Below are 3225 nucleotides of genomic sequence, written 5' to 3' on the forward strand. Positions count from 1 at the left end.
GCTATAGGTGTAGCTATATGAAAAACTTTGTTGCCAGTGATTTTTCAATTTTAATAGTTGACTATCATCCAGAAAATCTTAAACTATTAGGAAATGTTTTAGTCAAGGCAGGCTATAACCTAAATTTTGCCACAAATTGTCAAGAAGCTAGACAGAAAATTAGTCATTTACACCCAAACCTAATTCTGTTTGATTTGAAAGTAGCAGAAGATAATGGATGTGGGGTATGTCATCAACTTCAAGAGGATTTAAAACATCAACATATCCCAATGATTTTTATGACTGTCAATAAAGAACGAAAATATTTGAATTATAATTTTGAGTTAGGAGTAATTGATTATCTACAAAAACCGTTTGACTATGAAGAAGTTTTAGCTAAGGTAAAAACTCATTTAATTATCAAACAAAAATCTGATGAGTTAAAGGAAAGTGAAGCTAAATTAAATACAATAATTACTCATCTGTATGATGGTATTTTAATTATTGATCGAGATGGTGTAGTGAAATTTGCAAACCCGGCAGCAGCAAGAATATTTGGTCAACCTTTAGAAGCACTTTTAAACCATAGTTTGGGCATACCAATATTAACTTCTGACAAAGCACTATTAGACTTTATTCATCCCAATGGTAAATTAGGGGTAGCAGAAATAACTGTAGGAAAAACAGAATGGCAGGGAGAAACTGTTGATATTATCTGCTTAAGAGATGTTAGCGATCGCCAAAAAGTTATGGAAGAATTAGAAGTAGCTTTAACTAAACAAAAAGAATTATCTGAAGAATTAGAAAAACAGGCGACAACAGATGGGTTAACAAACATTTATAACCGTCGTCAAATTATGAAATTAGCTGCACAAGAGTTTGACCGATCTATTCGTTATCAACATCCTTTTTCTATATTAATGATGGATATTGATAAATTCAAAATAATTAATGATACTTACGGACATCAAATAGGCGATCGAGTGATTATTGAAATGGTTAAAGCGGTATTAAAAAATATCCGTAAAGTAGATATTTTGGGGCGTTTGGGAGGAGATGAATTTATGGCTATCCTACCAGAAACTAATCAGAAGCAAGCAGTAGAAGTAGCAGAAAGGATATGCTTGGGTATGAGAGAGATAGAAATTACATTTGAAGCAGAGATAATTAAAGTTTACACAAGTATTGGCGTAGCAAGTTACAGTGAAGAAATAATAAATTTAGAGGACATGATTAGTTATGCCGACAAGGCGTTGTATCAAGCTAAAAGAGGAGGCCGTAATCAATTTTGTACTGTATAACTAATTAGGGTTTACTGAATAAATATAGAACTTTATTGGTAGTATGAATAAAAAATTTGCCCTGAGTTACATAAAATTACACGCTAAAAGAAAAAGGGGGTTTTTATGTCCTGGGATAGCTATATCGACAATTTAATTGGCCAAACTAAAGATGCTTCAGGAAATACTCATGCTGACAAAGCTTGTATTATTGGTCTTGATGGCGGTGCTAAGTGGACTACAGATGCTCATCCTCATGCTCTGAAACTTTCGACTGGGGAAACTGTAAATATTGCTGGGTGCTTTAAATCCAAAGATTTTTCTGAATTTATGGCTAGTGGTATTGTTGCTGAAGGTGTGGAATACCAATTTCTCAGAGAAGAAGATGGGAAAGTAGTGTTTGGGAAAAAGAAATACGAAGGTGCAATTACGCTTCAGGCATCCAAAACAGCTATCTTCAATAATTAATAATTAATAATTAATTATTGAAAATAAGAGGATTGGTTAAAAGGGAAATTTTTTTCTTTTTTCTCCTTGAAAGGAGAGGCTTTAAACCCTTATTTTTCCGTAATTGCCCATTGTCCCGAAGGCGGTCAACAAGGAAATACNAATAATTAATAATTAATAATTAATTATTGAAAATAAGAGGATTGGTTAAAAGGGAAATTTTTTTCTTTTTTCTCCTTGAAAGGAGAGGCTTTAAACCCTTATTTTTCCGTAATTGCCCATTGTCCCGAAGGCGGTCAACAAGGAAATACTAATATAGCACTACGCAAATAGGTTAGGACGTTTATAAATGCTCAAACGAGCGTCAGGGATTACTTTTGAATTTTGAATTTTGAATTTTGACTTGCGCGTAGCGCTATAAAGGAGTGGCTGTAATTGTAGAGTATCTCGAAAGTATCGGTATGTAACCACCATGGTATAAGAGGCAGCATGACTTAGGAAATTGCCCCTACAACGGTTGTAGTCAAGGACTATCGCTATAAACAAATAGACTTTTTCAGCAAACTCCAATAAATAATAGTATATCTACGCCGCAGCTAATAATTTTTTGGGTCTTTTCTGATGCTGTAAACTGTACATATGTTCAAACAATTTCCAACAGTATTCTTCAGAAAGTCCACAAGTAATTGCACCTCGAAGTACAACATTAAAATACCAATCATTAGGAGCTAGTTCCTGGGGTAATTTATCTACAACTACATAGGTATTAACTTCACTATATAATTTACCTTGACAAGATACTTCAATTTTTTCTGGTCGATAACCACCGCAGTGAATTTGTTTAATAAAATCGAACTTTACAGTCTCTCTTTCATCTAGGCGATCGCGCAACCTCAAAGGTAAATTATAAAGCACTCCTTCCACAGTAGAATTTTGGCTTTTTACCACATCTAATGCTCCACAATTACGCTTTTCTGAATAACGATAAAATCCAAGTTTGTATCCTTTAAGTTTCGCCGGACCAATAACATAGGGATGAGTATTTTCACCTAAAGTTCGTTTTAAATCAACAGGACACATACAGGAACCATAAGCAAAATAGTAAAACTTTTTCTCTTTAGAAATTAACTTGTTCATCTTAATTTTTGACTGGAGAATTTGAGTTAGTATATCATTGAATTCCAGAAATATTTAACTGGAATATTTATGGCAAGCTATGCCTAAAAAAATCATTTCTTTTAAGCTTGGCTCAAGTAATATTGAAATATTTTCATTAGTAATAAATCTTAACTTTTACTATCTGCAACTTCTGTAGGCAAACAAACAGTAAAACGTAGAACTCAAAGAAACTTTACTATCAACAGTAATATTGCCACAGAAGTTTTTCTGTGCTGCATTATATTATGTCCGGATAATTAGGGATAAAAAAATTTTTGTTTGTAGTTGGGCTTTAGCCCGAACTCTAAGATAGGGCTCAAGCCCAACTACTAGCTTTAATTATAACTATTCAACCGGACAT

3 protein-coding genes are annotated in these 3225 nt (G+C 33.3%); 2 read left to right on the forward strand and 1 reads right to left on the reverse strand.

All coding sequences use genetic code 11. The features are described from left to right. Together AFK68_RS04755 and AFK68_RS04760 are read left to right on the forward strand one after the other, a co-directional pair. Positions 1–1280, forward strand: a 1280-nt coding sequence (locus tag AFK68_RS04755) for a diguanylate cyclase (protein ID WP_210407232.1), incomplete at its 5' end; no start/stop codon positions are given. Positions 1281–1385: 105 nt separating this feature from the next. Then, complete coding sequence (locus tag AFK68_RS04760) at positions 1386–1727, forward strand: profilin (RefSeq protein ID WP_094671805.1); 342 nt, start codon at positions 1386–1388, stop codon at positions 1725–1727. A 564-nt stretch (positions 1728–2291) separates the two neighbouring features. Here the strand turns inward: AFK68_RS04760 and AFK68_RS04765 are convergent. Further along, a complete protein-coding gene (locus AFK68_RS04765; protein ID WP_094671806.1) occupies positions 2292–2843 on the reverse strand; it encodes a gamma-glutamylcyclotransferase in 552 nt (183 codons plus the stop codon). Positions 2844–3225: the final 382 nt, after the last annotated feature.

Origin of the sequence: Hydrocoleum sp. CS-953, assembly GCF_002260545.1 — a bacterium.
GTDB lineage: Bacteria > Cyanobacteriota > Cyanobacteriia > Cyanobacteriales > Microcoleaceae > Trichodesmium.